The organism is Pseudomonas sp. D4002 (assembly GCF_013385665.1).
GTDB lineage: Bacteria > Pseudomonadota > Gammaproteobacteria > Pseudomonadales > Pseudomonadaceae > Aquipseudomonas.
Map to the genome: position 1 here is coordinate 61,326 of NZ_JACAPN010000022.1, position 209 is coordinate 61,534.

Here is a 209-nt window from a genome sequence, read left to right on the forward strand (position 1 = left end):
CCTCACTCCGGCTTTGGACCGTGGGCCGCCGCGATGGGCCATCCTTGGCCCAGGACGGCTAACCCGGCGTCCTGCCGGGTTACCCACGCTCCAAAGCCTGCGTTCGGCCAGCGTGGTTTAACGGGGCGCCTAAGATCAAGATCAAAAGCAGATCAAGAGCACAGCGGCCTACCGGCCGGCTTGAGTGTTGAAGAGCAAAAGCCAAATCA